Here is a 25296-nt window from a genome sequence, read left to right on the forward strand (position 1 = left end):
TTTGTTTAGAGGGGAGGTTTTTTTGTATATGAAGGAGGATTATATGGATATGGGGGAGAGAGTATGGGAATTCATAAGCATCATGCACGTAATGCAAAGCGCATAATGCTTTTTGCTGTAATCGTGTGGATTATTTTGGGGATTGAATTCTTTTTAGAATATAGGAAAGATACACTGTTTCGTTCAGGACGAGAGCATATAAAATTACTAGGTGTTGTAGTAACAGCGAGTATACTATCTATCTATAGCTTCATTGAGAGAAGAAGAGCAAAAAGAATCGAACAAATCATTCAAGAAAAAGAAGACACTGTATTGCTAGAGCAAAAAAGATTTGTTGTGCGTAAGGAGACAGGAATATTTACAACAATTACATATTTTGGACTAAATGGAAGTGCAATCGGAATATTAAAAGAAATATATCATTCACATAGACAAAAAGTTTGGAAATGTATTTTGTCATTCTTTTCGAAAGGAACATATGAAAAGCAATTTTATTTATACAATCAAATTGGGAAAGAGGTATTACGAATTAAAAAAAAGAGAGGGATAAGGAATTCTTATTCATTTTATCATGTGGATGGAGAAAAAATAGGAGAATTAAATCAACTATTAAAGTTAACAAAGTGGGAATGGATTTTTTTGTTATCAAATGGAAACGAGATTGGAAAGGTTACAGGTGATCTATCAGCAACGTTGCAGAAAGGAATTTGGCGTGATGGAACTTATATCGATGTAAAAGAAGGTGGGATTCCATTCGAAGCTATTCAGTATTTTTCAGCCAGTGGAGGTTCACTTATTACGATATCAGTAGCAGAACAGACTGAAATACCAAAGGCAGTATACTATGCTGTAGCTGCACTAATTACGTTAAAAGAGTAGAAGCAAAAAAGGCAGATGAGACATCATCTGCTTTTTTATCCCGCTATTTTAGGGCAGTAAGACTCCCACCTCAAGATTCAGAGAGAAGCAAGGAAGATAGGTGGGAGATTAACTGCCCGTAACAGCCCGATTGGTGAAGGCTCATAATCAGTGGGGGATGAAGAAAACCCCCACTGATTAAAGTTTCACTTTATGTAATGAGCTTATCTGCTATTTTAGGACAGCCCGATTGTTGGGGATAAAGAAAGCTTTTGCTGATGAAAGTTTCACTTTATGTACGAAACTACTAATTTTTCTGGAAATGTATGACTTACCTATCACAAAATCAGTAATACTTGTATACATTAAGATGTACAGATGTATTATCCATATTATTTTATATAAATGAAAAAAGTTAAGAATGCGTCTATTAAGTAAACACTGGAGAAAACTAGTAAACGTTTTTAATAGACTATTACATTATTTTTTTAATAATGAATAGTATTTTTGATAAACTTCGCTACGCTCATTTCATAAACAGCGAAGTAAATATGGCAAAAGAGAAAGGAGAAGAAAAAATGAATGATAGTGGGAAGATAACTGTCATTGGATTGGGCTATGTTGGTCTTCCTTTAGCGATACATTTTGCGGAAAGAGGATATAACGTAGTCGGATTAGATAAAGATAAACGAAAAATAGAACGAATTGAAAAAGGAGATAGCTATATACCAGATGTTTCTTCGAATATCTTAAAAGGTTTGGTGCAAAACAAGCAGTTGGTAGCTTATACGCCTCATACAGGGATAGAAGAATTTCAAAAGAGCGAGTATGTGATTGTTACGGTACCAACGCCAATTAATAAACAAAAAGAACCTGATTTAAGTGCTCTTATTGCAGCCTCTCATTATATAAAACAAAACCTTCAAGCAGGACAAACCTTCATTTTTGAAAGTTCCACATATCCGGGTACATTGGAAGAAGTCATCATTCCGATCATTGCTCAATCAGGTAAAGAAGTTGGAAAAGATTATTATATTGGATACTCACCAGAGCGAATCGATCCAGCGAATCAGCAATATACAGTGCAAACTATTCCAAAAGTAATTAGTGGTCAAACTGAGAGATGTAAGCAACAAGTCCAAAAATTGTATAGTACTGTATTTGATACAGTCGTTCCAGTTAGTTCTCCAAAAGTAGCAGAGATGTGTAAGTTATTTGAAAACATTCAGCGTTTAGTTAATATTTCCTTAGTAAATGAGTTGAATATACTTTGTGAAAAGTTAGGGATTGATTTTCGTGAAGCTCTTGAAGCTGCGGCGACAAAACCATTTGGTTTTACACCATATTGGCCGGGACCAGGAATAGGAGGGCATTGTATCCCAGTTGATCCTTTATATTTTCAGTGGAAAGCAAGACAGCTAGGGCGATCAAGTCAATTAATCGAAGCAGCTCATATGATTAATGAAAAGATGCCACAACAAATTGTAACGCAGGTGAAAGAATGGAGTGCTCCTCCAGGAACTGTCTTTCTGATTGGTATTGCGTATAAGAAAGATGTAAATGATTTACGAGAATCTCCAGCATTACCAATCATCGAGCTGTTAATAAACGAGGGATATAAAGTACAATATCACGATCCATATATTTCATCTGCAAAAATTGGAGACGAAATATATGATTCTATTCCACTTGAGAAGAAAATATTAGAAAAAGCAGATTGTATACTAATTGTAACAGATCATTCCAATATAGATTGGAATATATGTAAAGGAATGGGACATGTAATAGATACACGAGGTGTACTAAAGAAGGTGAGTGCATGAAGAAACGTTGTTTGATTACAGGTGGAGCAGGATTTATTGGATCACATTTAGCGGAAGAACTTGTGAAAAGAGGTCATCAAGTTACGATTGTTGATAATTTTTATAAAGGAAAAAGTAAATATCATGAAGAGTTAATAGAAAAAATTCCAATTATTCCGATTAGTATTCTTGATAAAAATTCGATGTATGAATTGGTAGATCAGCATGATGTTGTATTTCATTTAGCTGCTATTTTAGGTGTAAAGACTACGATGGAAAAAAGTATTGAATTAATTGAAACGAATTTTGATGGAACAAGAAATATTTTACAAGCAGCATTAACGGGAAAGAAGAAAGTGATTTTCGCCTCCACTTCTGAAGTGTATGGAAAAGGAACGCCACCGTTTTCGGAAGATGGTGATCGGTTATATGGAGCAACATCTAAAATTCGGTGGAGTTATGCAATTTGTAAAACATTAGAAGAGACATTGTGTTTAGGATATGCGCTACAAGGATTACCAGTAACAATTGTCCGTTATTTTAATATTTATGGCCCAAGAGCAAAAGATGGTCCATATGCTGGGGTGATTCCACGATTTATTCGTGCAGCTCTTCAAGGTGATGATCTTCTTGTATATGGAGATGGAAAGCAAACGCGTTGTTTTACGTATGTAAGTGATGCGGTAGAAGCGACAATTTCCGCAATGGATGAAAATGTAAATGGAGAAATCATTAATATAGGATCTGAAGACGAAAAAAGTATTCAAGAAGTAGCACAAGATATTCATCAATTGACGAATTCATCTTCCAAAATTGTTCATGTACCATTTGAAAAGGTGTATCCACATGGGTTTGAAGAAATTCCGAATCGAAAGCCTGATGTTACAAAGCTAAGAGAAACATGTCAATTCCATCCTAATGTTTCATGGGAACAAGGATTGAAAGAGACGATTCAGTGGTTTCGTGAAATAGAGAATGATTAAATAATGATTCGTGATGAGGCCTGTTCGTCGTAAGGTTTAAAGTTTAAAGCTATAAAAAAGAAGTGTACCGATTTGGTACACTTCGTCTATTCTGTCATAAAAACAATATAACAGAATAAGAGGTAAGGGTATTACAGTTTATAATGGGTATGACTTTTTATACCACAGAATAGGATTCGTTTATAAGGATACTAAAAAAATATAATTAAGGAAAGAGCCAATTGAAAAGAGTATTAAACTAATATTAACACTATCTATATAGTTGTTTGCTCAACGTTTCACAAATGTGTCACAACTATCTTGTTCATTTTTTTAAAAAAGTAGTATTCTAAATGTGTAAGCTGTTATATAAAAAATCTTAGTCCTGTACTAATCAAAAAATGGAGGAGATTAGGATGACTCAAGTATTAGAAACTGTAAAACATGCATGGGAAAAATTTAAAGGTGAAAAATGGAAAGCAGAGATTGATGTTCGCGATTTCATTTTAAATAATGTAAACGTTTACGAAGGTGACGAATCCTTCTTAGCGGGAGCAACAGAAGCAACGAAAAAACTTTGGGATCAAGTAATGGATCTAACTAAGCAAGAACGTGAAAATGGTGGCGTTCTTGATATGGACACAAAAATTGTTTCTTCTATTACATCACATGGTCCAGGATATTTAAATAAAGAGCTTGAAAAAGTAGTAGGTGTTCAAACAGATCAACCATTTAAACGTTCTTTACAACCATTTGGTGGTATTCGTATGGCAGAGCAATCTTGTGAAGCATATGGATTTAAAATGGATGAAGAATTAAGTCGTATCTTTAGAGATTGGCGCAAAACTCATAACCAAGGTGTATTTGATGCTTACACTCCAGAAATGAGAGCAGCTCGTAAATCAGGTGTTATTACTGGCCTTCCAGATGCATATGGACGTGGACGTATTATTGGTGATTATCGCCGCGTAGCATTGTATGGGGTAGATCGTTTAATTGAAGCGAAAAAAGAGGATTTAAATCTAACAGGAAGTGTAATGAGTGAAGATGTTATCCGTCTACGTGAAGAATTATCTGAGCAAATTCGTGCACTTCAAGAGTTAAAAGAAATGGCAGCTTCTCACGGTTTTGATATTTCGAAACCAGCGACAAATGCACAAGAAGCATTCCAGTGGTTATACTTTGCTTATCTTGCAGCAATTAAAGAACAAAACGGGGCTGCAATGAGTCTTGGACGTACTTCAACATTCTTAGATATCTATGTTGAAAGAGATTTAGAAAATGGCACTTTAACTGAAGAGGAAGCGCAAGAAATTGTTGACCATTTCATTATGAAATTACGTCTTGTAAAATTTGCGAGAACTCCTGATTATAATGAATTATTTTCTGGTGACCCAACTTGGGTAACTGAATCTATCGGTGGTATTGCACTTGACGGTCGTCCATTAGTAACAAAAAACTCATTCCGTTTCTTGCATACATTAGACAATTTAGGACCTGCGCCAGAGCCAAACTTAACAGTTCTTTGGTCTAAGCAATTACCACAGAAATTTAAAAACTACTGTGCAAAAATGTCTATTAAAACATCTGCAATTCAATATGAAAATGATGACATTATGCGTCCAGAATATGGCGATGACTATGGTATTGCTTGCTGTGTATCCGCAATGAGAATTGGTAAACAAATGCAATTCTTCGGAGCTCGTGCAAACTTAGCGAAGGCTTTACTATACGCTATTAATGGCGGGAAAGACGAAAAGTCAAAAGCGCAAGTAGGACCAGAATTTGCACCAATTACTGCTAGCGTACTAGATTATGATGAAGTGATGCATAAATTTGATATGACAATGGAATGGTTAGCGAGTCTTTACTTAAATACATTAAATGTAATTCACTACATGCACGATAAATATAGCTATGAACGTATCGAAATGGCACTTCATGATACAGAAGTTCTTCGCACAATGGCAACAGGTATCGCTGGTCTATCTGTCGTAGCTGACTCTTTAAGTGCAATTAAATATGCAAAAGTAAAACCAATTCGCGATGAAAATGGTATCGCGGTTGACTTTGAAATTGAAGGTGACTTCCCGAAATATGGTAACAATGATGACCGCGTTGATGAAATTGCAGTAAATCTTGTGAAAACATTTATGAACAAACTTCGTAAACATAAAACATACCGTAATTCTGTTCATACAATGTCAATCTTAACAATTACATCTAATGTGGTATATGGTAAGAAAACTGGTAATACTCCAGATGGACGCCGTGCTGGAGAACCATTCGCACCAGGTGCAAACCCAATGCATGGACGTGATACAAAAGGTGCACTAGCATCGCTATTATCTGTTGCGAAATTACCATACGAAGATGCGCAAGATGGTATTTCTAATACATTCTCCATCATTCCGAAAGCGCTTGGTAAAGAAGAAGAGGTACAAGTTAGTAACTTAGTATCTATGTTAGATGGATACGCAGTAAAAGAAGGACATCATTTAAATATTAACGTATTTAATCGTGAAACATTATTGGATGCAATGGAACATCCTGAAAAATATCCACAATTAACAATTCGTGTATCTGGTTACGCTGTTAACTTTATTAAATTAACTCGTGAACAACAAATTGATGTAATTAATCGTACAATGCATGAAAGCATGTAAAGAAAAATTTCCCCCTGTCTCTTAATAAGGGAACGGGGGGAGTTGTTTCAATAAAGGAGGAAGTAACATGGTAAAAGGAAGAATTCATTCTGTAGAGTCTTGTGGTACTGTTGATGGCCCAGGAATTCGTTATGTCATATTTACACAAGGGTGTTTATTACGCTGCCAATATTGTCATAATGCTGATACATGGGAGATTGGTAAAGGAAAAGAAATAACAGTTGATGAAATTATGCAGGATGTTACATGTTACCTTCCCTTTATTGAGGCTTCAGGAGGCGGCATTACAATTAGTGGTGGAGAACCGTTATTACAATTAGAGTTCCTAATTGAATTATTCAAAAAATGTAAGGAAGTTGGAATTCATACAACAATTGACTCTTCGGGAGGTTGTTACTCAGAAGAACCAGAGTTCCAAAGAAAATTAGATATCTTAATGGATTACACAGATTTGGTTTTACTGGATTTAAAACATATTGATTCTAAAAAGCATCGAAAATTAACAGGAAAACCAAATGAGCATATTTTACAATTTGCTCGTTATTTATCAGATAAAAAGAAACCCATTTGGGTAAGACATGTATTAGTTCCTGGCGTTACAGATAGCGAGGAAGATTTACAAAGATTATCTCATTTTATTCAAAGTCTATCTAATGTACAAAAGGTTGAAGTGCTACCATATCACAAACTTGGTGTATATAAATGGGAAACACTTGGACATAAGTATCCTCTTCAAGGTGTTGAACCTCCAACAGAACAAAGTGTTTTACATGCAAAAGAAATTTTAAAAGCGGTCTAATCCATACTTTGGATTAGACTTTTCTTTTTCCTCTAATAAACGCTAGAGTATAAGGAGATAAAGGAGTATACTGAAAGTGGAATATCCATATTTTTGTAAAGGGATTAGAAGAGAAATTTACATAATTGTAAAGGGAAATCTAAATAGTAAAAAGAATTAAGATGTATTAGGGCGCGTATGATGGAATGTAGAATACCTTCAAATTATTGCGAAAGCTCTTATAGGAAAGTATAATGTAAAGATATGAGCATAAATAGGATTAAGGGGTCAATCTTATATGCCTTGCATATCCACGACAGGTACATAGCTAACATGAAAGTGTTGGGATCCAAATATGTAATTTTTTTAGGAAAATGTTTTTCCTATTGTCGTATATGCAATACGGAGAAGCGAAAAAGCTAGGAGTGGATTTGTTTGATAAAAAACCCCAAGGTTTTAATATTAACAGCACATTACGGCAATGGTCATGTGCAAGTAGCAAAAACATTAGAACAAGCATTTCGTCAAAAAGGAATCGAAGATGTGATTGTTTGTGATTTATTTGGAGAATCACATCCAATTATAACGGATATTACAAAATATCTATATTTAAAAAGCTATACGATAGGTAAAGAGTTATATCGTTTATTTTATTATGGTGTAGAGAAAATTTACGATAAAAAAATCGCATCGTGGTATGCCAACTTTGGGAGAAAGCGTCTGAAAGCACTTTTGCATACAGAGAAACCAGATATAGTCATTAATACATTTCCAATTATTGCTGTGCCAGAGTTGAAAAAACAAACAGGTTTTTCAATTCCTGTTTATAATGTATTAACGGACTTCTGTTTGCATAAAATATGGATTCATCGTGAAGTAGATCGTTATTTTGTTGCAACAGATCATGTAAAACAAGTAATGGTTGAAATCGGTGTACCTCCAGAGCGTATTGTAGAAACTGGGATTCCGATTCGTAAAAATTTCGAGTTAACTATGAATTCAGAACTTATATATAATAAATATCAGTTATCTCGTGAGAAAAAGATTTTGCTTATTGTAGCAGGAGCTCATGGTGTATTAGGGAACGTTAAAGATTTGTGCGCGTCATTTATGTCTGTTCCTAATCTACAAGTGGCTGTTGTTTGTGGGAAAAATGATGCTCTAAAACAAGAATTATTGAAGCTACAGGAACAAAATTCTGAAGCACTAAAAGTATTTGGCTATATAGAGAATATTGACGAATTATTCCGTGTTACTTCTTGTATGATTACAAAGCCGGGAGGCATTACATTAAGTGAAGCGGCAGCTTTACAAGTACCTGTCATTTTATACAAACCTGTACCGGGGCAAGAAAACGAAAATGCAATTTACTTTGAGAGCAAGGGAGCAGCAGTTGTAATACGTGATGATGCTGAAATGTTTGAGAAAACAAAAGCTTTATTAGAGGATGATAAGAAACTTTTACAAATGAAAGAAGCAATGGGAAGCATTTATCGTCCAGAACCAGCTGCTCATATTGTAGATGTAATTTTAGAAGAGAATCATGCACAAACGAATCATGTGCCGATGGAATCACCAGCTTTAGCTCAGTCTTTCACGTAATAAGAACCCCTCTTTTCTATTTGAAAGAGGGGTTCTTAACTATGTTATCCACAAAAAGAATGCGGTTTCAATATCAAGTTTAATCAGAATATTAACAATGATATCCACATAATCCACAATTTTCAGAAAAGATACCCACAAATTAAATGGTTTCTGTGTGAGTAACTTCTATATTTACTTCCATCACTGTTTCATTTATTTTGCCTATCAAGATTCAGAGAGAAGCAAGGAAGATAGGTGGGAGCCCTACTGCCCGTAACACCCCGATTGGTGAGAGCTCATAATGAGTGGATATGAAGAAAACTCCACTGATTAAAGTTTCACTTTATGCACAATTCTATTAATTCTGTGGATAAAGTTTTCCACAGAAAAAAGCTTCCTGTTTCATCAGGAAACTTTTCCTATCACTAAACGCCTTTTGGACGATAACCGGCTGCACGATCAGCTCTTTTAAATTCTCTTTGATAAAGAACCTCTTGTGTACTAGATAATGTATTTCTTGCTTTTTCACGCTTTTTCTTATCCATTACCATTCACCTCGTATCATAAAGTTACTATCTATCGTTTCCAATGATAAGAGGTGATATACATAATAAGTGAGTATGAATCTATGCTTCTTTTAAGTGATGTGCATCTTGGAATGTAGCATCACGCATTGTAGCTAATGTATATTGATCTTTCGAGATTTCATATAAATTATATACTTCTTCTTGTGCATTAATTTGATCATAAACAGCTTTTCTTGTTTCATTTGCTAAGCTCACATATTCTAGTTTTTCAGCTGCCTTAATGGAACGAATATTTACTTTGCGAATGCGCATAAAAATTGTTTCAATATCCAGTTCATAGAAGAGCTCACTGAAAAATGCATCTTTAGCAAGTTTATTATATCCTTTACCATGATATGGCTTTCCGAGCCAAGTACCGAGAAAACCTGCTTTTTCTTGAATATCAAATAGAGTAATTGTACCGATAGGATTGCCCCATTCATCTAAAACCGTTCGTGAAATTAATTCTCCACGCTCTTCGGCCTCAATTGTTTGTTTTGTTAAAAATAGAAATTCTTCATATGAATAAGCCTTTTGACGCACAAAAGGGAAGACAGCTGGATCCACCATTAATTCGTATAGAACGTGGCTGTCGTGTAAGTCGCGTTTTTTTAACATACTAACTCCTCCTCACGCGAGGGTAGCATGACGAAAAAAACATCCCACCCTCGAAATTTTTATATCAAACTTTAAAAAATTTCGGGGTGGGAATCGAACCCACTAGAACCAGTCTATAATGCTGGTGGCGCACCATTTGCCTTCCCCATTCATCAATTTGAAAAACAATCACGACACAAATTGATTATGGTTTCATTCAATTTATATTCGTATCATACTGTATCTAGCCAAAAAAAGAAACTAGTTTTTTTTATTTTTTTTGTAAATAATTTTCCCATCAATCATAGTCAGAATAGGTTTAGCTAAATAATGAAATGGATGGTGTGTCCATAAAACAAGATCGGCATCTTTTCCAGACTCAATACTCCCAATTTTATTTTCTAAGCGTAAGTTGCGTGCTGGTAAAATAGTGATGCCTTCTAAGGCAGTTTTCTCATCTAACCCTTCTCTAACAGCAAGGGCTGCGCAAACATTCAAATATTGAATGGGGGTATAAGGGTGATCAGTTGTGATGGAAACTTCCACCCCTTTTTGAGCTAGAATGTGATAGGTATTCCAAGATTTATTTTTGAGTTCAATTTTTGAACGACGTGTAAGTGTTGGGCCGACAGAAACTTTTAAATGATGTTGCCCGAGTTCATCAGCAATGAAATGTCCTTCTGTGCAATGTTCGATGCGCAAGTCGAGGCTAAATTCATTCGCAAAACGAAGAGCAGAACGAATATCATCCGCGCGATGTGCATGAATGCGTACGGGGATTTCCTGGCGCAATGCTTTTAAAATAGGAAGCATCCGAAAATCAGCATCATTGCCGTAATGCTGTGCTTCATAGAAAGATTCGCGCAGCAATCCCATAATCCCCATGCGGGTAATGGATTCTTTTGTACCATTACTATGAATACGCTTTGGATTTTCCCCAAAAGCAATTTTTAATCCGGCTGGCTCTTGTATAACCATATGATCGATACAAGTTCCAGCCGTTTTAATCACGCATGTAGTGCCACCAATAATATTTTGGCTTCCAGGCATGACATGAACAGTTGTAATGCCGCCCTTTACAGCATCGTGAAATGCGATATCAAAGGGATGAATGCCATCTAAAGAACGAATATGTGGAGTTGATACTTCTGAGGTTTCATTGGCATCATTTCCAGCCCAACCCGTTCCTTCGTCGTATAATCCAAGATGAGTATGAACGTCGATAAATCCGGGTAAAAGATGAAGTGCTCTTGCATCGATGACAGTCATATCTTGGGTTGCCTCAATATATGGCTTAACTTCGCCGATTTTGTCTTCTACGACTAATACATCCCCTTGCAACTTTGGAGATGTAATTGGATATACAATGGCTTGCTTGAATAGTATTTTCATAGGGACCTCATTTCCATTATCTTGTTAATTTTACTATGTTAGAAGTACTATATTGTATGCGATAGTATGGAATGTCAGAATGAGAACATAAGCGGTATGTCTTTGGAATTTAAAAAGGGTGCTAATTATGTTTCAATAAAACTAGTACCTTCAAAAAGTATGGTTTTCAAAGAAATCCCTTCTTATCTATATTCATCAAAAATAAAATTGCGACATAACTATGTTAAAATAGTAGCGAGGTGAAAAATATGGCTGTCATTACGAAAATAGAAGTACAAAAGAGAACGAAAGAAAGATTTAATATTTATATTGATAAGGGACAAGGCGAGGAATATGGATTTAGTGTAAATCAAACTATTTTAATTAAGCATGGATTGCAAAAAGGCTTAGAAATTGATGAAGTAGAGATCGCTAATATTTTATACAATGAGGAAGTGCAAAAAGCATATTTGCAAGCTATTTCTTATTTATCTTATCAAATGAGAACGAAACAGGAAGTAGAAGAATATTTACAAAAAAAAGAAGTGGGACAAGCCATCATCTCTGAAGTAATTCCAAAATTATTACATGATCGCTATATTAATGATAGAGAGTACGCTGTTTTCTATGTGCGAACGCAAAGTAATGTAAATCAAAAGGGGCCGTCTGTTATTAGAAGAGAACTTTTAAGAAAAGGCGTTCAAGAAGTTATTATTACTCATAGTTTACAAGAATATCCAAAAGAAAAGCAAATTGATAATGCATGTATGTTGGTAGAAAAAAAGAAAAAATCTTATCAAAAGCATTCTTTTTTACAGATGAAACAAAAGTTAGAGGATATGCTCATTCGCAAAGGATTTTCGCGTGATGTGATTCAAATTTGTTTAGAAGAATTGAAAGAAGAAAAAGATGATTCCAAACAACAAGAAGCGTTATACTATCATGGGAACAAATATTATGAGAAGTATAAGAAATATGATGGTTGGACGTTTGAAAATAAGATGAAGCAAGCATTATATCGAAAAGGATTTTCGATTGATGAAATAGAGGGATTTCTACAAATGAAACGTGAAGAGGGATGAGGGAATAGAATGAATATGCCTAAGAGATACAGTGAAATGACATCATATGAACTAAGAGAAGAAATTGGAATGTTAAAAGAGCAGGCTGTAAAGGCAGAGCAACTTGGCATTGTAAATGAATTCGACGTATTAATGAGAAAAATAGTAATGGCTCGCGCTTATATGACAGATATGAATAAGTTTCAAATTGGCGAAACGTATGAATTAGTAGAAGAACCAGGCGTATTCTTTACAATTACGTATTTCAATGGGGTATTTGCTTGGGGGCATAAACAAAATGACAGTGAAGAAATTGGTATCCCTATTTCATTACTGAAGGAGAAATAAAGGTATCAAAAATGGAACTGCTTTTTCCTCGTAATTTCAAAGGTTAATTTGATTAGACTGAATGAACCAACCAAATCAGAGCTGCATGATGAAAGAAGCGATGTACTATAAATGATATCAAAATGCGTAGGCTTAAACGTCTCGAAGAAAAAAACTTACCGTTTCTTTTCTGAATTTTATGGTGGGATACAGTCTATTAATAGTAAGATAAAAAACCAGAGAGGAAAAATCTCTCTGGTTTTCATCTTTGGTAGGCGTTAAAGGAGATAGGAGATTTTAAAATTGACGTTTTTTACATTCATTCGCCAATATAATGAGAGACTGGGTTTGTTGCGTTTGTCCATTTACTTGTGCTTTTGCATGTTTTGGACGTGTCCACGTATGGTTAAATAATTCAGAACGACTATCTAAGTGATCGCGGTAGCTCATCTTTATCACCTCGTGTAGGAAGTTAAATGAATGTAATGTACACTATTCCTCTTCCTGCTGATTTGCAGCACGCATACGTTCCTGTGGGTGCGTGTTAATTGTGCCGTTAGGTCTTTTGGAAGCAAAACGTGCTTTTGCTTTCGGTTGACCATCTATTTTGCTGTTGTTTTTTGACTCAGACCAAAATTCGGCTTGTCTACCCAAGAAGAACGCCCCCTCATTATCATTTGATACTTGTTAAGAAGTATCACTAATAGAATGTGCAAAGTAGAAGAAAATATCCTCTAGAAATTAAGAAAATAAATAAAAGGAGAATGTAACATGAATGATATTTATGAAACATTAACAAAAGAACTACTGGCGAAAAATAATTTTTTATCTTATGCTCAGGCTCGCGCATGGGTTGAGTTGTTATGGGAAGATTTTCAAGCAACATATGCAAAATCTGGCCGCTATCAAGGAGAAAAAATGACGGAGCAAGTGGTAAGAGCATGGATTCAAAATCATGGTGGAAGACTTCACGAAATGCGTACAAATAATCCTAAATATAGCCATTTCATTAATCAAGAAGAACATATAAAACATTAAAAGAAGCGACCGCTCTTGGTCGCTTCTTTTAATGTGGAAGTAATTCTAATTTTTTACGAAGTTTTTCCTCGCTGAAAATCCAACCTGTATAGGAACTAATAATATTTAAATTGTGATCTAATTGAACGATTGCAACAAATGGATAGTAATCTTTGCTGCGGTAACGTAAATCGATAAAGCGCACTTCATAGTAGGTATCGTAGTCAAAAATATCCCAGCGATAGACAGGAGAGAAAGATAAAAAAGCGGCAATATTCTCATCTTGTTTCGCAGCATGCATAATATCATTTTCTGGAAACGGAACTCGATCAAATTTATCATATACCATAATATTGCCGCGGTGCCAACGAGCAACATAGTAATGCTCTGTTGTGACAACAGCTAAATGATAATGATAAAAACGATAAGAAGGAGAGATAATCACGTTTTCCACATTTTTAAAACGTTTGTACACAACGTTTTCCACATTTTGTCGCATGATAATTCGGCCTATATAATAGACGGTCATTAATACATACGCAGCTAAAGCGGTATAACCTTTATGAGCACCAACAAGCATACAGGCAATCGCTAAGATATGGATAAAGAAAATAATGGCATCAAATGTATTAATGACACCAAGCGCGATCCATTTTTTTGTGAAAGGGCGTAATGCTTGTGTACCATAAGCGTTAAAAATATCAACAAATACATGAAGAAAGACAGCGATAAATGACCAAAGTAACAGGTGAAGATAGGGAACTTCTGTAAAGAAGGTGAAGGAAATTCCGCTTATAAGAAATGACCAAAGAATAACGGCAGGAATGGAATGGGTAATTCCGCGATGATTTCGTATATATTTTGCGTTATTACGTAGCTTTAAAACAGTATCTATATCAGGGATATTGGAACCTGCAATTGTTGCAAGCATTACGGCTTGAGGTCCAAAATCACTTTGAGCTATAGTTGGATCTAAAGTTGCTAAACCACCTAATGTGACCCCCATAACAAGATGAGTGGCTGTGTCCATAAAAACACACCTCCATTTTTTATTAATGTAACTCTTTTTATTCAACACCTCAAGTCATTTGCCTTCTATTTCCTGCATTATCTTACTTAAATTTTTTCCTAAAATCTTTATAATAGTACGTATATGCAAAAAATGAGGGGGACACGGTTTGACACTTGAAATATTAGATGATTTTAATATAAAGCAATTTCAAGAAGATTTAATTCGTTGGTTTGAAAAAGAACAAAGAGATTTACCATGGCGAAAAAATAAAGATCCATATCGTGTGTGGGTGTCTGAAATTATGTTGCAACAAACACGAGTGGAAGCTGTAAAACCATATTACGCAAACTTCATGGGAAAGTTCCCGACGCTAGAAGCATTAGCAGATGCTGAAGATGAAGAAGTGTTAAAAGCATGGGAAGGCCTTGGGTATTACTCACGAGCAAGGAATTTACATGCGGCTGTAAAGGAAGTCAAAGAAGTATATGGCGGGAAAGTTCCAAGTGATGTGAAAAAAATTGAAAAATTAAAAGGGATTGGACCGTATACAAAAGGTGCTATTTTAAGTATTGCATACGGAATACCTGAACCGGCAGTTGATGGAAACGTTATGCGTGTATTATCTCGTATTTTATCTGTTTGGGAAGATATTGCAAAGCCGAAAACAAGAAAAATATTTGAAGATATTGTACGTGAAATCATTTCAACAGAAAACCCATCATACTTTAATCAAGGGTTAATGGAACTAGGAGCATTAATTTGTATCCCGAAAAATCCAGCTTGTTTACTTTGTCCTGTACGAGAGCATTGCCGTGGATACGCTGAAGGTGTTCAAAAGGATTTACCGGTTAAAAGTAAAGCGAAAGCTCCTAAAATGGTACCGCTTGTTGCTGGTGTACTTCAAACAGAAGATGGTCGTTATGTGATTCATAAACGCCCGAACGAAGGATTACTTGCAAATATGTGGGAATTTCCAAATGTTGAAATTCGTGCAGGGATTCGGAATCAAAAACAACAGCTTATTGATTATGCGAAAGAACAATTCGACCTTTCTGTATCAGTTGATGAATATGCGATGAATGTACAGCATACTTTTACACATCGGACATGGGATGTATTTGTATTTTATGGAAAAATAATGGGAGAAATTGTGGAAACAGATACTTTGAAGGTTGTAACGAAAGAAGCCTTTGAACAGTTACCATTTTCAAAAGCACATCGCACCATTTACGAAGAATGCGTGGAAAAGCTCCAGCCTTGATGGCTGGAGTTTTTTCGACATAAACATAACGAAAAATTACAAATATTTCATATTGTCTTAACAAAGGGGGAATAAAATAGAATTTGTAGTGAAAAGGAAAGGAGACTCGACGATGTTTAAAAAAACAATTTGCTCAGCAATTGTGGCAGCCTTTTTCATTCAAACGTTAGCTGCACCGCTGAAAGTTTCTTTGGCTGAAGAAGAGAAACAGCAAGTTCTGATTTCAGAAGTGCATTATACAGATGACTTCAGTTATATCGAATTGTATAATCCATCAGAGAAAATTATCGATATGAAGAACCTTCAGTTGAAAGTAAACGGGGAAGTATTAAATGTAAAAAATGAGGAAAAGTCTGTTCAACCGAAAGCAACGCAGTTACTCGTATTTGGAAATAAAAATGTGAATGAGGTGAATGAGCGTTATAAGACGAAAATAAAAGAAGATGATGTTTTATTTGTAACAGATAATTTACAGGATGAAAATATTAAAATCGAAGTAGAAGATGAGAAGCAAAACACGATAGATTTTTTTGAAACAAAAAAAGAAAATAAAGAGATTTCAACACATTCCTTTTTAAATGGAACAAAAAAAGAAGTAAAAAATGCAATACCCTCACCAGGAACTTACACAACATTTCCATCACAGAAAGAAGAAGCACTACCATCAGAATCTCAATCTAAAAAGGATGTTCCAACAGACAGTAAACCACTACCGCCAAAAGCCATCGAGCCTAACTCCAAAGAAGCACTTGAAAAGCAACCTACACAAAATGAGAATTATCAAACAGAAGCGGAAAAGAAAACAGACGAAACAGTTTATACTCCTAAAGAGAAAACCAGTGCCAATGAAGAAACAATAAAGACATCAGAACAAGCGGATATTACGATTGAGCATACAGCTGTTCCTGTTCATAAAGAAACAGAAGATTTAACAATTACTGCTACCATTAAAGGTGGCGAAACTGTATCGGTTTTATATACACAAGATGGTAAGTTAGCGCATAAAAAAACGCAAATGACAAAAGAAGAAAATAGTGATATTTATAAGGTGACAATTCCTCAAAAAGAGCTGTGGGGAAACACTTTATCTTATAAAATTGTTGTGCAAGGGAATCAAAAAACGTTGGAACAATCCTATGAAACGAAAATTGAACATAAAGAAGTAGATCCGCAAAGGATACCACCATTTTTAATTACGGAAGTCACGCCTGATACAACAAATGTTGGAGGAGCAGATGGCTATGAATTTATTGAAATATATAACAACAGCGCAGAAGATATCAATTTTAAAGATTATACAATTCGATATCGGTATCCATCTGAAGGAGCAGAAGGGGATTTAATTTGGGGAGCCGTACCGGATGATATTGTCATTCCGTCTGGACAGACGCTTGTATTTTGGATTATAAATGGTCCAAATAAAGAAAAAACAGTAGCTGATTTTAATAAACAATTTGGTGTAAATTTAGTAGAAAATAAAAATATTGTTAAAATCCATTCAAATGGTATGGCGAACGGAAGTGCACGCGGAGTGATTGTAGCAACAAAAACAGGGAAAGAAATCGCATCTGCCTATTATAATGAACAAACAACTCCGAATGATGTGAAAGCAAATAAAGGGATTTTATATCGTTATCCGTTGGACGGTTCACAAGTAATGCAAAAAATTAGTAGTGCAGAACATCCGGCTTCTCCTGGTTCAATATTTGAAGGACAAGTGCCAGCCAAACGTGTTGAATTAAAAGAGGATACTGTGTTGCCAAAAATCTCACATGAGAAAGCAGAAGGACAAATTTCAGAAGAACAAGATCATAAACTGAAATTTTCTGTTCTTAATAATGAACAAGTTAAAAGTGTGAAATTATTTTATAAAACAAATATTGATGCAGAGTATAAAATGGTAGATTTAGTAGAAGATCGTAAAGATAAACAATACTACTATACAATTTATTCTCCAGAGCTAATCGGGAAAGAAAATATAACATATTATTTAGAAGTGTCAGATGGTTTTCATATAGTGAAAAGCGATATATATTCCGTTCAAGTCGCTAACAAGAAAGAGCAAGGATCACTTCGCTTAAATGTTAAAAATGACGAAGTCGTCGCAGGACAAGTTTTACTAAAAGGGACGTCTTCTTCCAATTGGTCTGAGCAGCTTGCTTTGTTTATAGATGATAAACAAGTGGAGACGAATATATATCGTGCATTAGAGAAGCCAGCTTATTTTGCTTTTGATGTAAAGAAAACAGATTTGTATTTTAAAAATGCCGTTACAATTGGTAATGAAGTATTGCATATATTTGATGATACGTATAATGATTATGTCACATTAACTGTCAAAATTGATCAATCAAAAATTAAATATAAGGAACCATTTAAAATTGATATTCGTTCAGGTTCTAAAAGTTCTCCATTTGATGATCGAATTGAAGAGAACAAAGATGATTTTTATTTAAAAAATGTACGCCTTGTATTAGCGGATGGAACGACTTTATATGATCCGAATTTTGCAAATCCATCGCAAGAGTTATCAGTTGGCGATGGGGACACAGCAACACCTGTATTTTCATTTGCATTTCAAGTTCCAGAGGAAAAGTTTATTTCTAATGCATATTTGTGGGATACAAAACAGGTGAAAAATGGAAAACATCGCATCGCAGTACGAGATAGTGTGAATCAAGAGGTTGTTGCAAATGTAAAAGTAGATAATGCAGCACCAAAAATTTCAACTACAGTGCAGAATAACAAGAAATATAAAGGGAAAATTCGAATTGATGTAACAGTTACAGATGAGATTGCAGGAGTAAAGAGTAAAAAAGTTATACTAGATGGAAAAGAAATTATGACGCCATATGAAACATCATCTGCACAGCTGTCAGCAGGCAAGCACGAGTTACATATAGAGGCTGAAGACGAAGTAGGGAATCATGAAGAAAAGACAGTTCTATTTGAAACATGGGCAGAAGATCCGACGAATCCTATTCCTATTGCTCCTATAGATGGAGAGGAAAATGTAAGTACAAACCCGACACTTGAAGCGAAAGTTACGGATCCGACAAATGATGCGATGAAGGCTACTTTTTATAAAGGGTATAAGTATACACCAAATGAGACAGATCATATTGCTATTTCAGAAAATAAGATAGAACAAGAACCACCGCAAGGGTTTGAAGTAGGTGGAGAACAACAATTGAATCAGGAGCAGATAAGTAAAGTGAGTAAAAAAGACGGGAAATACTATATGACAGAATCAACAGAAAAGTTCCCATATCATCGTTTCGATGTAAAGGTTGCTGCTGATGTGAAAGATGACGCGGCAGTAAAAGTGAAATGGTACGGTCGTTCATTAGCAGGCAGAAAAGTTACTATGTATGCATGGAACTATACAACCAATAAATGGGTAGAACTAACATCGAAAATTGCTGGAGATAAAGATTTTGAATTAAATGGTACAGTTGTTGCAAAAGAATATGTGAAAAATCAAAAAGTAAGTGTAATTGTACAAGATCAAATTCCAAGTTCACCAAATAAATTTGATTATACATTTGTTTGGATGTCGGATACACAATACTATGCTGAAAGTTATCCATATATTTATCAAAGTCAAGTAAATTGGATAGCTGCTCAAAAGAACCCGCTAAATATTAAATATGTATTCCATACAGGTGATATTGTTGAGAAGGCATATGAAGAAGTTCAATGGAAGCGTGCAGACGAATATATGAAAGTATTAGAGAATGGAAATGTACCATATGGTGTGCTAGCAGGAAACCATGATGTAGATCATAAAGGAGAGGACTATACATCATACTCTAAATATTTTGGAGATTGGCGTTTTAAAGATAAACCTTTTTACGGAGAAAGTTATAAAAATAATCGTGGTCATTACGACTTAATTTCAGCAAACGGCAATGATTTCATTATGCTTTATATGGGCTGGGGGGTTACAGATGAAGATATTCAATGGATGAAGAAAGTATTAGAAAAGTATCCGAATCGAAAAGCAATTTTATCATTCCATGAATATTTACTTGTATCCGGTAATCGCAGCCCAATTGGGGAGAAAATTTTTAATGAAGTCGTAAAGCCAAATAAAAATGTGTTGGCGGTATTATGCGGACATTATCATGATAGCGAGACATTAATTGATGAAATTGATGATGATGGAGATGGAATTGCAGATCGTAAAGTATATCAAATGTTAGCTGATTATCAAGGTGGACCAGAAGGTGGACAAGGATATATGCGCCTTTTACAATTTGATACAACTGCAAATAAAATGTATGTAAAAACATATTCTCCATATTTAAATGAATACAATTTCTATAAACCTGAAGAATATCCAGGGAAAGATGAATTTACATTAGATATGGATTTAAAACCTGCGATTAAACAAGTTGCAACAGATTATGTAGAGGTAAACGTCTATACAGATGAAGTGATTGGCAAAGATAATTTCGTGGCAAATTGGCGTAATGCAAAAGTGAAATTAAAAGACTTAGAGGAAAATACAACATATCATTGGTATATCAAAGTCGAAGACCGATATGGTGGCCGAGTAACTTCTCCGATTTGGTCTTTTACAACTAAGAAAGGATGGAGATGGAACGTGTTCCCAAGTTAGGGAACACGTTTTTTAGTCATAAGAAATACGAGTGCCATGAGTCCCATCGGCCTCGCTTTTATGAAAGCCACCGCGAGCTTCAATCTCTTTTATAATTTCTTTATATATTGTTTGGCCTTCTACATTTAAATACGGCATGATTTGTTGTAAAGAATGATGAAAATAAGCTAATTCTTCTTCTTTCCATTCTTTCTTTGAAATCATTGTTAACTCCGCCATATCACGTCCAACATACATACTTACACCTCCATCATATGTAGTTTGAATGATCGTTAATAGATATATACATTCGTGAAAAAATAAATAGGGGGATATCTTTTATATGATTGGGGACATTATTAGTTGTGGAGGTGAGAAAGATGAACAAAAAACAACAAGGTTATAACAAAGCAACTTCTGGCGCTAGCATTCAAAGCACAAATGCTAGTTATGGTACAGAGTTTGCAACTGAAACAGATGTGCAAGCAGTGAAAAAACAAAACGCACAATCAGAGGCGAAAAAGGCGCAAGCTTCTGGTACTCAAAGTGCAAACGCAAGCTATGGTACAGAGTTTGCAACTGAAACGGATGTGCAAGCAGTGAAAAAGCAAAACGCACAATCAGCTGCAAAAAAATCACAATCTTCTAGCACAAATCAGTAACAAAGGAAAAACACTTCTCTTTCTAAGGGAAGTGTTTTCTTTGTACTGAAATAAAGTAATGAGTCATACAGTAGATAGCGACATAACTTCTAATAAGTCAACAAATGTAGTCAAAGGAGAACGATATATCAAATGAGAAAAATATGTAGTAGACGATGTATCTTGTATAAATTTAGGGTGCATAAATAAAGGGGGTAGCTGATGAATTCATTTGATAAGTTGGTAGGAGAGCAGTTGCAAATAATGGACGAACTTTTAAAACTACAAGCGCATTTAGAGAGATACCAACAAATTGAAAGTAATGAGCAAGAGAAGTATGATCAAAAGGACTTATATTTTATTCGTCAAGAAATATCCAAAACAGAATTAGCATTAAAGTTGTTACATGAAAAATTTGAGAAGCAGACAAATGAGGTCATTCATTCTTTTAAAAAGGAAAGGTTCATTTCTAACTAAGGATTAGAGACATGTTCATCATATCGTTACGTGCCCTTCCTTAAAGACTTGAAGAAGGGCTTTTTCTTATCTTGTGCAGGAGACTGATTTTTTAGGCGAATGCTAACGGCTTAGTTTTAAAATTTCGACAAAAAAGTTATAATAGAAAAAAAGTAAATGCGGTTCAAGAGAAATTTTAACAACTTGAGAGGGGCATTTATAGTGAAGGAAGGGAGCACGTATGGGATTTCCCAAAGAAGGAGAAAAAGTACAAGTACATAGTTATAAACATAATGGCTCCATTCATAGAATGTGGGAAGAGACGACGATTTTAAAAGGAACACAAAGTTTAGTGATTGGTGCGAATGATCGGACGCTTGTTACGGAATCAGATGGACGAACATGGATTACTCGTGAACCAGCAATTTGTTATTTTCATGCAAATTATTGGTTTAATGTAATTGGGATGTTGCGAGAAGATGGTGTATACTACTATTGTAATTTAAGTTCCCCATTTGCATACGATCTTGAAGCGTTAAAGTATATTGATTATGATTTGGATATTAAAGTATATCCAGATATGACATATACTCTTTTAGATGAGGATGAGTATGAGAAGCATAGCAAAATGATGAAGTATCCACCTGTCATTGATACAATTTTAAAGAGGAACGTAGAATATTTAAGGAAGTGGATTCATCAGCGAAAAGGACCGTTTGCACCGGACTTTGTAGATATGTGGTATGAGCGCTATTTAATGTATAGAGATTAAAACAAACCTGCTAGGGTATTCCCAGCAGGTTTGTCCTATTAAAGGGGGAGTTATATGCAAGGAATAAAAAGGTATTTACAGTTTGTAAAACCATATAGATGGCTGATTGTAATCACCATCATTATCGGCTTAATTAAATTTGGTATTCCGCTTATTATGCCATGGTTATTAAAGTATATTATTGATGATGTTATTCAAGGTGGGGGATCACTTCAAGAAAAAACATCACAATTAATAACAGCAGTTGGAATTACTTTTTTCATTTTTGCAGTGTTGAGACCGCCAATTGAATATTATCGTCAATACTTTGCGCAACGCATTGGGAATACAGTGCTTTATGATTTACGGAAACATATTTTTGATCATTTGCAACGATTAAGCTTACGGTATTATTCAAATACGAAAACAGGTGAAGTTATTTCACGTGTAATTCATGATGTAGAGCAGACGAAGGACTTTGTTATTACGGGATTGATGAATGTTTGGCTTGATATGGCTACCATTTTAATTGCCATGGTAGTGATGTTTTCTATGAATATAAAATTGACGCTCGTCGCGTTATTTATTTTGCCAATCTATGCAGTTGCAGTAAAATATTTTTTCAGTCGTCTTCGTAAATTAACGAGAGTGCGTTCGCAAGCACTTGCAACGATGCAAGGTTACTTACATGAGCGGATTCAAGGCATGCAAGTGACGCGCAGTTTCGCGCTTGAAGAATATGAACAGAGACAGTTTGAAAAAAGAAATAATGATTTTTTAACAAAAGCATTGAATCATACAAGTTGGACTGCTAAAACATTCTCGGCGGTGAATACATTAACAGATTTAGGTCCATTGCTTGTTATTGTATTTGCAGCATATGAAGTTATTCATGGAAACCTCACGCTCGGGACGATGGTTGCTTTTGTTGGATATATGGATAGTTTATATAGTCCGCTGCGACGTCTTGTGAATTCTTCTACAACATTGACACAATCATTTGCCTCTATGGATCGTGTTTTCGAATTATTAGATGAAAAATATGAGATTGTAAATGTCGATCATGCAATTCAAACGAAAAAATTAGATGGAAAAGTTGTATTTGATGATGTTTCGTTTCGTTATAATGAAAAAGAAACAGACGTATTACGTCACCTGTCATTTACTATTGCTCCTGGGGAAAAAGTGGCGCTTGTTGGAGCAAGTGGAGGAGGAAAATCATCCATTGCAAGTTTAATTCCGCGTTTTTATGATGTATCTAGCGGTGCCGTTTATATAGATGATGTAAACGTAAAAGAGTATGAAATGAGAAATTTACGCAGCCATATCGGGATTGTATTGCAAGATAATTTATTATTTAGTGATACGATTCGAGCAAATATTTTATATGGGAATCCCAATGCTACAGATGAAGCGGTAATTGCAGCTGCAAAGGCAGCGCAGATTCATGATTTTATTATTGATTTACCAGATGGATATCATACGATAGTGGGAGAACGAGGAGTAAAATTATCTGGCGGACAAAGGCAGCGTATTGCGATTGCTCGTGTGTTCTTAAAAAATCCATCATTGCTTATATTAGATGAAGCAACTTCAGCTTTGGATTTAGAAAATGAAAGATATATTCAAGAGGCTCTTCAAACATTAGCTGCTGATCGTACAACAATTATTATTGCTCATAGACTCGCAACGATTACACATGTTGATACAATCGTTTATATTGAAAATGGAGAAATCAAGGAAAAAGGTTCTCATGAACAACTTATGGAGAAGCGTGGATTGTATTATAATTTGTATCAACTTCAGCATATAGAAGAAACAACCCCTTTAGCGTAAAGGGGTTGTTTCTTATTCGTCGGCTTGTTTTTCACTAATTTGTAACTCGTCTTCTGGTTTGTGATAGGTGTAAAAACTGTCCACCAGTAAGTCCAAATGCTCCACTTCCTCACTATAATTAATAATGGAGGAGATAAGAGGAAATAGATGCAGCCATATTTTATAAGATTCTTCATCATCTTTATTTTGATAATCCATAAAAATATCAATCAATTCTTGTTTACCTGTTTCAACTTCATCTAACATTTCTACCGATTGTTGCTTTTTCGCTTTGCCGATAAATTTTAATAAAACTTGTTCGTGGTAATTTGTTAAGGAATCCAGTTCATTTTGAATGGATTCTTGGAATGATTCTGGCATATGACGCAGCTCATTCTCAGTACGATGAAGTGATTTTAACGTACTTAAAGCACGGCTTGTCGTTGCAAGCATTTGCCTAAATAAAACAAGTTTACGAATTTTTGCAAATCGTATTTTCTTTGTATAGCTTCGTTCTTCTTTATAAAGCAAGTAATAATGATTTAGCTTAATCATCTTTTCTTTCATGCGATCAATATCGGTTTTTAATGTTGTGAAATCTGAGGCTTGCCTACTATTCATGCGAATCCATTTTACAATTTCTTCTGTATTATCAACGATACGATAATATAGTTTCGTTTCGTATTTTGGCGGCATGAATATTAAATTCACAAGTGAAGCAGCGATAATTCCAGTCATAATCGTTGCAAAGCGTAGCAATGCAAAATCAAAGAAATTTTCACCTTGATATTCCATAATTGCAATGACTGTAACTAAAGCGATTGATATTGTTTTTTCTAAACGTAATTGTAATGTAAGAGCGATAACTAGTATACAAGTTAATCCAATAATAAATGGATTATTTCCAAAAGCAAAAGCGAATGCGATGGCAAAGACCGCACCAATTACATTTGCTTGAATTTGCTCGAGTGCTGTCAAGTATGAGCGATATACAGATGGTTGTACAGCAAAAATGGCTGAAATCCCTGCAAATACTGGACTTGGCAGATGGAGCAAAGTACTAGCAAACAGTGCTAATGTAATGGCAATACCCGTTTTTAAAATGCGAGCACCAAGTTTCATACCCTTATTGATATCCTTTCTTCTTGTCATAGTGAATGTACAACAT

Annotated in this window: 23 protein-coding genes; 15 read left to right on the plus strand and 8 right to left on the minus strand. The window is 35.0% G+C overall.

Annotated elements, in window-relative coordinates:
• Positions 1 to 63: 63 nt before the first annotated feature.
• From MR058_RS13150 to MR058_RS13175, 6 genes are all read left to right on the plus strand, one after another.
• On the plus strand, positions 64 to 879 hold the full coding sequence (locus MR058_RS13150) for a sugar ABC transporter ATP-binding protein (protein WP_242144429.1): 816 nt from the start codon (positions 64 to 66) through the stop codon (positions 877 to 879).
• Between the two features lie 557 nt (positions 880 to 1436).
• Positions 1437 to 2681 (plus strand): nucleotide sugar dehydrogenase, encoded by a 1245-nt coding sequence (locus MR058_RS13155; protein ID WP_242144463.1) that lies wholly within the window; start codon positions 1437 to 1439, stop codon positions 2679 to 2681.
• Positions 2678 to 3643, plus strand: coding sequence for an NAD-dependent epimerase/dehydratase family protein (locus tag MR058_RS13160; protein WP_242144430.1), 966 nt, complete (start codon positions 2678 to 2680; stop codon positions 3641 to 3643). Before MR058_RS13155 ends, MR058_RS13160 begins: the two co-directional genes overlap by 4 nt.
• Positions 3644 to 4038: 395 nt before the next feature.
• Positions 4039 to 6288: a formate C-acetyltransferase gene (pflB, locus tag MR058_RS13165; RefSeq protein WP_242144431.1), complete on the plus strand. Its 2250-nt coding sequence runs from the start codon at positions 4039 to 4041 to the stop codon at positions 6286 to 6288.
• A 67-nt stretch (positions 6289 to 6355) separates the two neighbouring features.
• A complete protein-coding gene (gene pflA, locus MR058_RS13170) occupies positions 6356 to 7087 on the plus strand; it encodes a pyruvate formate-lyase-activating protein (protein WP_242144432.1) in 732 nt (243 codons plus the stop codon).
• A 414-nt stretch (positions 7088 to 7501) separates the two neighbouring features.
• The gene (locus MR058_RS13175) at positions 7502 to 8668 is read left to right on the plus strand and encodes a diglucosyl diacylglycerol synthase (protein WP_242144433.1); all 1167 of its coding nucleotides are present in this window, start codon (positions 7502 to 7504) and stop codon (positions 8666 to 8668) included.
• Between the two features lie 407 nt (positions 8669 to 9075).
• Here MR058_RS13175 and MR058_RS13180 read toward each other — a convergent pair whose 3' ends face one another.
• From MR058_RS13180 to MR058_RS13190, 3 genes are all read right to left on the minus strand, one after another.
• On the minus strand, positions 9076 to 9195 hold the full coding sequence (locus MR058_RS13180; protein ID WP_242144434.1) for a YfhE family protein: 120 nt from the start codon (positions 9193 to 9195) through the stop codon (positions 9076 to 9078).
• Positions 9196 to 9276: 81 nt separating this feature from the next.
• Positions 9277 to 9834, minus strand: coding sequence for a GNAT family N-acetyltransferase (locus tag MR058_RS13185; RefSeq protein WP_242144435.1), 558 nt, complete (start codon positions 9832 to 9834; stop codon positions 9277 to 9279).
• 240 nt (positions 9835 to 10074) lie between these two features.
• Complete coding sequence (locus MR058_RS13190; protein WP_242144436.1) at positions 10075 to 11205, minus strand: amidohydrolase; 1131 nt, start codon at positions 11203 to 11205, stop codon at positions 10075 to 10077.
• Positions 11206 to 11453: 248 nt separating this feature from the next.
• Here MR058_RS13190 and recX point away from each other — a divergent pair, with 248 nt between their 5' ends.
• Both recX and MR058_RS13200 read left to right on the plus strand, forming a co-directional pair.
• Positions 11454 to 12266, plus strand: coding sequence for a recombination regulator RecX (gene recX, locus MR058_RS13195; protein WP_242144437.1), 813 nt, complete (start codon positions 11454 to 11456; stop codon positions 12264 to 12266).
• Positions 12267 to 12275: 9 nt separating this feature from the next.
• Positions 12276 to 12593, plus strand: coding sequence for a YfhH family protein (locus MR058_RS13200; protein ID WP_242144438.1), 318 nt, complete (start codon positions 12276 to 12278; stop codon positions 12591 to 12593).
• Positions 12594 to 12869: 276 nt separating this feature from the next.
• Here the strand turns inward: MR058_RS13200 and MR058_RS13205 are convergent, their stop codons facing one another.
• Positions 12870 to 13022, minus strand: coding sequence for a YpzG family protein (locus MR058_RS13205; RefSeq protein ID WP_002174744.1), 153 nt, complete (start codon positions 13020 to 13022; stop codon positions 12870 to 12872).
• 42 nt (positions 13023 to 13064) lie between these two features.
• Positions 13065 to 13226, minus strand: a complete 162-nt coding sequence (locus MR058_RS13210) for a small, acid-soluble spore protein K (RefSeq protein ID WP_011983551.1) — start codon at positions 13224 to 13226, stop codon at positions 13065 to 13067.
• A 117-nt stretch (positions 13227 to 13343) separates the two neighbouring features.
• Between MR058_RS13210 and MR058_RS13215 the strand changes: the two genes are divergently transcribed.
• Positions 13344 to 13610 (plus strand): YfhJ family protein, encoded by a 267-nt coding sequence (locus MR058_RS13215; protein ID WP_242144439.1) that lies wholly within the window; start codon positions 13344 to 13346, stop codon positions 13608 to 13610.
• Between the two features lie 28 nt (positions 13611 to 13638).
• On the opposite strand, the gene MR058_RS13220 is transcribed toward MR058_RS13215, so the two are convergent.
• Entirely contained in the window at positions 13639 to 14619 is a 981-nt protein-coding gene (locus MR058_RS13220; protein WP_242144440.1) for a metal-dependent hydrolase, read from the minus strand.
• Between the two features lie 148 nt (positions 14620 to 14767).
• Between MR058_RS13220 and mutY the strand changes: the two genes are divergently transcribed.
• Positions 14768 to 15862, plus strand: coding sequence for an A/G-specific adenine glycosylase (gene mutY, locus MR058_RS13225; protein WP_242144441.1), 1095 nt, complete (start codon positions 14768 to 14770; stop codon positions 15860 to 15862).
• 112 nt (positions 15863 to 15974) lie between these two features.
• On the plus strand, positions 15975 to 20486 hold the full coding sequence (locus MR058_RS13230; protein ID WP_242144442.1) for a lamin tail domain-containing protein: 4512 nt from the start codon (positions 15975 to 15977) through the stop codon (positions 20484 to 20486).
• A gap of 12 nt (positions 20487 to 20498) precedes the next feature.
• On the opposite strand, the gene MR058_RS13235 is transcribed toward MR058_RS13230, so the two are convergent.
• Positions 20499 to 20723, minus strand: coding sequence for a hypothetical protein (locus MR058_RS13235; RefSeq protein WP_242144443.1), 225 nt, complete (start codon positions 20721 to 20723; stop codon positions 20499 to 20501).
• Between the two features lie 107 nt (positions 20724 to 20830).
• On the opposite strand from MR058_RS13235, the gene MR058_RS13240 reads away from it, so the two are divergent.
• The 4 genes from MR058_RS13240 (at position 20831) to MR058_RS13255 (ending at position 24149) form a co-directional block, all read left to right on the plus strand.
• The gene (locus MR058_RS13240) at positions 20831 to 21127 is read left to right on the plus strand and encodes a gamma-type small acid-soluble spore protein (protein WP_081428424.1); all 297 of its coding nucleotides are present in this window, start codon (positions 20831 to 20833) and stop codon (positions 21125 to 21127) included.
• A gap of 201 nt (positions 21128 to 21328) precedes the next feature.
• Positions 21329 to 21583 (plus strand): YgaB family protein, encoded by a 255-nt coding sequence (locus MR058_RS13245; protein ID WP_242144444.1) that lies wholly within the window; start codon positions 21329 to 21331, stop codon positions 21581 to 21583.
• 220 nt (positions 21584 to 21803) lie between these two features.
• Positions 21804 to 22334, plus strand: a complete 531-nt coding sequence (ntdP, locus tag MR058_RS13250; protein ID WP_242144445.1) for a nucleoside tri-diphosphate phosphatase — start codon at positions 21804 to 21806, stop codon at positions 22332 to 22334.
• A gap of 54 nt (positions 22335 to 22388) precedes the next feature.
• On the plus strand, positions 22389 to 24149 hold the full coding sequence (locus tag MR058_RS13255; RefSeq protein WP_242144446.1) for an ABC transporter ATP-binding protein: 1761 nt from the start codon (positions 22389 to 22391) through the stop codon (positions 24147 to 24149).
• Positions 24150 to 24161: 12 nt separating this feature from the next.
• On the opposite strand, the gene MR058_RS13260 is transcribed toward MR058_RS13255, so the two are convergent.
• Positions 24162 to 25250: an aromatic acid exporter family protein gene (locus MR058_RS13260; protein ID WP_242144464.1), complete on the minus strand. Its 1089-nt coding sequence runs from the start codon at positions 25248 to 25250 to the stop codon at positions 24162 to 24164.
• Positions 25251 to 25296 lie beyond the last annotated feature (46 nt).

It is taken from the genome of Bacillus cereus group sp. BfR-BA-01430 (genome assembly GCF_022663115.1).
Classification (GTDB): domain Bacteria; phylum Bacillota; class Bacilli; order Bacillales; family Bacillaceae_G; genus Bacillus_A; species Bacillus_A cereus_BD.